This window comes from Terasakiella brassicae (assembly GCF_014641495.1).
GTDB lineage: Bacteria > Pseudomonadota > Alphaproteobacteria > Rhodospirillales > Terasakiellaceae > Terasakiella > Terasakiella brassicae.
Genome location: NZ_BMHV01000052.1, coordinates 1 through 6,288 on the forward strand (window position 1 = coordinate 1; position 6,288 = coordinate 6,288).

The 6,288-nt window shown below is 40.7% G+C and carries 7 protein-coding genes; 1 reads left to right on the forward strand and 6 read right to left on the reverse strand.

The features are described from left to right. A partial coding sequence (locus tag IEW74_RS16855; protein ID WP_188667292.1) for a site-specific integrase occupies positions 1 to 594 on the forward strand: 594 nt, incomplete at its 5' end. Positions 595 to 607: 13 nt separating this feature from the next. Here IEW74_RS16855 and IEW74_RS16860 read toward each other — a convergent pair. The 6 genes from IEW74_RS16860 to IEW74_RS17455 form a co-directional block, all read right to left on the reverse strand. Then, entirely contained in the window at positions 608 to 2,383 is a 1,776-nt protein-coding gene (locus tag IEW74_RS16860) for an SLC13 family permease (protein WP_188667294.1), read from the reverse strand. 108 nt (positions 2,384 to 2,491) lie between these two features. Further along, on the reverse strand, positions 2,492 to 2,773 hold the full coding sequence (locus IEW74_RS17700; RefSeq protein ID WP_373283821.1) for a sodium:calcium antiporter: 282 nt from the start codon (positions 2,771 to 2,773) through the stop codon (positions 2,492 to 2,494). Between the two features lie 300 nt (positions 2,774 to 3,073). Then, complete coding sequence (locus IEW74_RS16870) at positions 3,074 to 4,021, reverse strand: cytochrome c3 family protein (protein WP_188667297.1); 948 nt, start codon at positions 4,019 to 4,021, stop codon at positions 3,074 to 3,076. After that, positions 4,018 to 4,596, reverse strand: a complete 579-nt coding sequence (locus tag IEW74_RS16875; protein ID WP_188667299.1) for a hypothetical protein — start codon at positions 4,594 to 4,596, stop codon at positions 4,018 to 4,020. Before IEW74_RS16875 ends, IEW74_RS16870 begins: the two co-directional genes overlap by 4 nt. 8 nt (positions 4,597 to 4,604) lie before the next feature. Then, the gene (locus tag IEW74_RS16880) at positions 4,605 to 5,897 is read right to left on the reverse strand and encodes a 2Fe-2S iron-sulfur cluster-binding protein (protein ID WP_188667301.1); all 1,293 of its coding nucleotides are present in this window, start codon (positions 5,895 to 5,897) and stop codon (positions 4,605 to 4,607) included. A gap of 208 nt (positions 5,898 to 6,105) precedes the next feature. Continuing rightward, positions 6,106 to 6,288: site-specific integrase (locus tag IEW74_RS17455; protein ID WP_229734405.1), on the reverse strand; the 183-nt coding region annotated here is incomplete at its 5' end.

Here is a 6,288-nt window from a genome sequence, read left to right on the forward strand (position 1 = left end):
AAAATCTTTACGGCGTTATCTGACAAATCCGGTGCGGAATATTGGGTGCCGCATATTGGACTTTATAACGGCATGCGATTGAACGAGATATGCCAGTTGAATGTCGAGGATGTCATTCCTGTAGATGGTATCTGGTGTTTTAACATCACCCGTGATGTCGGTCGTGGAGTTGATGACAAGGTATTGAAGACGAAATCATCCGAACGTGTGGTGCCGATCCATCCGCATCTGATGGAACTCGGCTTCATGCGGTATTTGAAGACGTTCGAGAAGAAGCCTCGGTCAAAGTTATTCCCCGACATTCCTATTGGCACGACCGGATACCGTTCGGATCAGTTCTCCAAATGGTTCACCCGGTTCCTGAAATCAATTGATGCCGATGGTGATCGCACCAGTTTTCATTCATTCCGTCATAATTTCCGTGACGCATTACGAACGGCCGATGTCCGCCATGAAATCGCTATGTTATTAGGCGGATGGTCCGACAGGTCAAATTCACGGGCATCACAAGCATTCTATGGGCGTGGATATTCAATGGACGTTGTGGCGGAGGAACTGGGGAAGGTTCGGTATGAGAGTTTAAAACCATGCTAATTATGAAAAGTCTTTAAAACGGAAAGAACAACGGAATAACTATAACAGCCAAGCCAGCAAAGATAACATTCAATGGCAGACCTACCTTTATAAAGTCCTTAAATTTATATCCCCCTGCGTTGTAAACGAAGGTATTCGTCTGATACCCTATTGGAGTAGCAAAGCTGGCAGAGGCAGCAAACATCACAGCTATAATAAATGGTCTGGGATCATAACCGAGTTGTATGGCGAGTGAGATTACAATAGGCCCAAGCAAAACTGCGACTGCATTATTGCTAATCATTTCTGTTAATAGGCTCGTGAGAATATACACAATAGCTAAAATGACTAATGGGCTTGCCGTTCCAATTGAAGAGATAATACTTTCTACAATTAACTTAGCAGCTCCGGTATTTGTCATCCCAATGCTGATACCCAACATACCAAAAATCAGAAACAAAATTCGCCAATCAATAACATCAAATGCTTCTTCGGGATCAATACATCTGGTTAACATTACGATTACGGCACCAATTAATGCTAAGCCTGCGATATTCATAACATTAAATGCTGCTAAAACCATCACAGAGACCATAGTGATGATGGCAATGGGGGCTTTACTTCTTCTTATTGGGCGTTCAGATGGTGTGGATAGATTAATTACGCTACCCTCTTTAACTAACCGCTCAATCCCATCAATTGGCCCATCAAGCAAAAGTGTATCGGCAAATTGTAACCGGACATTATTCATTTTGTCGGATAAATTTTTATCATTCCTATGGATCGCCATCACATAAATTCCATATTGGCGACGTAAATTTAATTCATCTAAAGTTTTACCCCGCAAATGAGACTGAGGACCTACGCTGGCTTCCATGGTTATTGTTTGTTCAGAAGTAACAAGCTCAATATCTTGAGATGACTTGTCTGCAAATTCGACTCCCCCATCTTCTTTCATTCCCAAAATTTCGCTGGTGTCCGTTTTAATAACAATGCGGTCACCAGACTGTAATTGGAGAGTGTCAAGTTTGCCACGTAAAGATACTTCGCCTCTAATGACATCTAAAATTCTTGAATGTGGTGTATTAAATGGGAGTTCGTGAAGTTTTTTATCAAGGTATTTGGAATGAGACGGCACAAGGACACGGGCCATAAACTTTTTCTTACTCCCTTCACTCAAAAGGTTTGCAAGAGATGTTCTGTCTGGCAAAAGATAGCGACCCGCAAAAAACATATAAACCATCCCGACAGCCGCAAAAATTAGGCCGGGTAATGTCATTTCAAACATTGAAATTTCTGGAAGGCCCGATTGAACAGCAATTCCACTAACCAAGATGTTGGTCGATGTGCCGACAAGCGTAAGCGTGCCGCCAAAAATTGCTGAAAATGAAAGAGGGATCAATAGCCGAGACGGAGATACCCCAACGCTTGAAGCAACTGAAATCACTATTGGAGTCATTAAGATGACAACAGGGGTATTATTCATAAACGCCGAGGCAATCATGGCTCCGAACATCATTAAAAACATGACCCGAAGAAAGGAACCTTTTGCATATTTTTTCAGCCCTTCTCCCAATAAAGAAAGGACTCCTGTTCGCTCCAAGGAAGCGGATAATATAAACATCATCGCAATGGTAATAGGAGCACCAGAACTAAAAACGGATAAAAATTCCCTAACGTCAATAATGCTGGTGGCAACAAGTGCCGCTGTCGCTCCTAAAGCGATAACTTCGGGAGGGTAGTATTCTTTTACGAAACTAAGAAAGACGACAAAAAGTAAAGCCAATACGAAAATTTGCTCAATTGACATTATGGTCATCCTGATAGCTAATTTTATGAAATAGTTTTGTATATTAATTAAATAATTACATATTTTTTGATTAAATCAATTTTTTTAAAGTAGGAACGTGTTCAAAACTCATGACTGTGAAAAAACAAGATAAACAAGGTAGCTTACATAAATGCAAAGAAAGGCAGCACCAGTTTTACGCCCAATGCTATTTTCCTTTTGTCGAGCCGAAATTAGATACAATAGCACTGTAAGTAAAATCATAACTGCCCAATCCCGATAAAGAATTTCTTCTGGGACTGAGGTTTCAGAGATACTCCCCGCTATACCGATGACGGCAAGAACGTTGAACATGTTTGATCCAACTACATTGCCGACAGCAATCTCGTGCTCACTTTTGTATATCAGCACTCCAAACCAATAAAACCAAGCCAAAAACGATTGCCAAAATCATTAATGTCATCTGCGGAACCTGAATTATCTCGAATGGGCGGTTCTATGCCTGATTATTTTTAAATTGCATAGACTGATTTAAAAAAGGGAGGCAAAATGAAACTCTGATCAGTTATGAGTTTGCATTTATCTGTTTCGTTGCACCGAAAGCAACTTAAAAATTATGGACTGTTGCTGATCGGGGAATTTCTATATATTTGTATCTTTCAAATATTCCCATTTTATTCGCCACCGATTTAGTATGTATTTGCCTCGGACTTAATCATCTTCTTCATGATTTTTTTCCTTCCGCCTCTTAGAGTTGCTCGAAGATTGATTGAATTGATAGGGAAGACCTCTTTTTATTGTCTCCCATGCTCTTTTCGCTTCATCTTCGTCGCTACTTCGATGGCATGAAACACAATTGTCAAAATCGCGAATTCCTTCTTCCACATGCTCTCTTCTGATTTTTTCTGGTGTATGTTCATGGCAGAAATAACAAGTGTATTCCTTATAATTTGGTTCTTTATAGGTTGGAGTACGATGGCAAGTCGTACACCTTTCATGTTCATCATCGAACCTGAACCATTGGGCATGATCAAATGTGGCTGGTTTCCATTTGTCCGTGCTATGGCATTGACCACATTTATCTGATGCTTGTTGGTGTAACTTGTCTGATGGCACTTTAGCTTTATGGCAGTTGGTACATTGATCCAGTTCGGATTTTTTCAACAGCTTATGATCGAAGGTTGCTGGTTTCCATTTTTCTGAGCTATGACATTGAGTACATTTGTCTGATGCTTGACGATGTTTTTCATCCTCTGGCTTTTTATGACAGGCAATGCATTGCTCCCGTAATGCTGTATCGAGTAATTGATGGGAAAATTTATTTTTTTTACGATATATGGCGACACCCTCGTGATCGCTATGACAGGCGACGCAATCTTGGCCAAGTAATTTTTGATGAAAAGCTACATTAGGTTTTTTACCGATCTTAGGCGTTCCCTTTGTCGTCAACAGACCAATATCTGCAACTTTATGACAAGTGATGCATTTCTCGGATGAAGCACCCAATAATACATCGTGACAGGCAAAACAATCTGTCTCAGATATTTTGTGATCGTCAATTAATTTGCCGGGACTAACCATTAGGTGCGGATATACGAAAACCAAAACAGCAAGAATGGTAAGGTTTATAATCAGAATTATTTTTATTGTAGGTCTCATTTCCACCCCCAGAACAAAAATATACTCAGGATATGCCCTATGCCCAGTACGGCAAATGCATATGAAATAGGGAAATGGACCACTCTCCATTTTGCCATTAAATCAAAAGTCACAGCATCCCAAAACAATTCTTTCTCTGTTTCAGTCTTTGAAAGTCCATGCATTTTATATTTTGCTTTCCTTCCTTTTAAATGCTGCTTTGAGCGATTAAGTAAATATTGACCAATCATGCCACTGATCACATTGATAACCATTGCTCCAAGTGCCAACCAAGGAAGGATTGCATTGAAATGGACTCCGGCATGTACAAGGACCATCAAGGCACCTAACCAAGTAAATATTTCATGCATTTTAAGTAGGACGCGTGGATTTCCAGAACGAATGACTTTGCGTTTTCTCAGTGAATAGAAAAGGGATAAAAGGATGAAAAATGTTCCGGGAATACCAAGGTAACGCCCAACCCAAACTAAATCGAATTGATGAAGAATAAAATCGCTAACAAGTGTTGCTCCAATAAGCAGGATGAATTGAGCGAGGAAGGGGAGAACTTGAAGGCGAAATAGAGATTTATTCATGATCTTCCTCATATTTTCAAAACGAGATCACGCGTGGGACGTGAAACACAAAGAAGGCAGCATCCCGGATCAGGGTCAAAATCTGGAGCTTGAATATACTCAACCTCTCCTTGTTCTATTGTTGTTTGGCAAGCACCGCAGCCCCCGGCACGACACCCTGATTCCACATCAATATCATTCTCCTCGGCAAAATCCAGTAACGAATTTGAATTTTCATCCCAAGGAATTGATTTACCAGAACCACTAAACGTAACTGTAACTGGAGGGCTGTCAATTTTGCCCCCCTCTTTAAGAGGTTTCTTAAATGCAGATTTAGAGAGTGAAGCTGGGCCAAAAGCCTCAAAATGGATATTTTCTTTTGGGACCCCCCATTCATCGAGAGCCGGGACAATTGTCTCCATCATGGGGCGTGGACCACAGATATAGAATTGGAAAGGTTTCAGAGGCAGCGTCAATCTTAACAGCGAGATGTCAACGCGACCTTTGTGCTGGTAATCGATCCCCAAGTTATCTTTTTGTTGCGGCTTGCTGTAGCAAATATAAAGTCGGAAATTAGAATGCTCCTTGGCCAGTGCTTCCAGATGCATCTTCATGGCCTGATCTGTGCTATTGCGAACACCGTAAAACAACCAAATTTCACGGAGATTTTTCGTATCAAGGTATGTATTCAACATGCTCAGCATCGGAGTAATGCCAATTCCCCCGGCGATAAGAACGACAGGACGATTGCTTGCCTCCATAAAAAAATGACCGTTTGGAGAGCGAACATCCAAGACCTCACCTTGCTGCACATTATCATGAAAAAAGTTTGACGCTAATCCCGTAGGAAGGTTTTGAGAGCCAGCAGGTGGTAAAACTCGTTTGATTGAGACTCGGTAATGATCAAGGCCGGGCCGATCTGACAGGGAATAGCAACGAATGACTTTCTTGCCTTCTTTAGATACTGGATCGGTGACAGCCAATTCAAAGGTCAAAAACTGTCCGGGCTTAAATATAGGCAATGGCTGAGCATCAACCGGGACAAGATAGAACGAGCATATACTTTGACTTTCATCTTCGAACACCTTTTTATCAATTCGAAATTTCCGCAGCCCAGTCCAAACTGATTGTTTTTCATCAATAATATCTGGCGAATAATCTTCAACAATAGGTTCACATGAAAGTTCGGGAGCAAATTCAGAGAGGTTACTTTTCATGGTCTGATAGACTTGCCAATGTCGATAGAATGCCAGTGTACCAAATACGCTAAGCTGAAAAAAAGCAGCGGCAAATATGTAAGAAATTAATTCAAATGAAGTCATCAGCGATCCCCCCTCTTTATGATGCCTTTGATATCAAAGGTAAGCTGGCATCGCTTTTATATACGATAAACATAATGCGAACCCCCGCTTATAGTAACCTTTAATCCCCTGTAAGGTACAGTCAATAGCCAAGAAGGATAATAAAATCATAAAGTTACAAATGTAGATACTACACTATAAAACACTACGAGGTTTTCCACACAATAAGTCAAAGGGTAGAATTACGATATTTATAACTAAAGTTTATGACAGCACCATCAATAATGAGTTGATTAATGACATCCTCGACATTCAACTGGCATATCTCGTTCAATCGCATGCCGTTATAAAGTCCAATATGCGGCACCCAATATTCCGCACCGGATTTGTCAGATAACGCCGTAAAGATTTT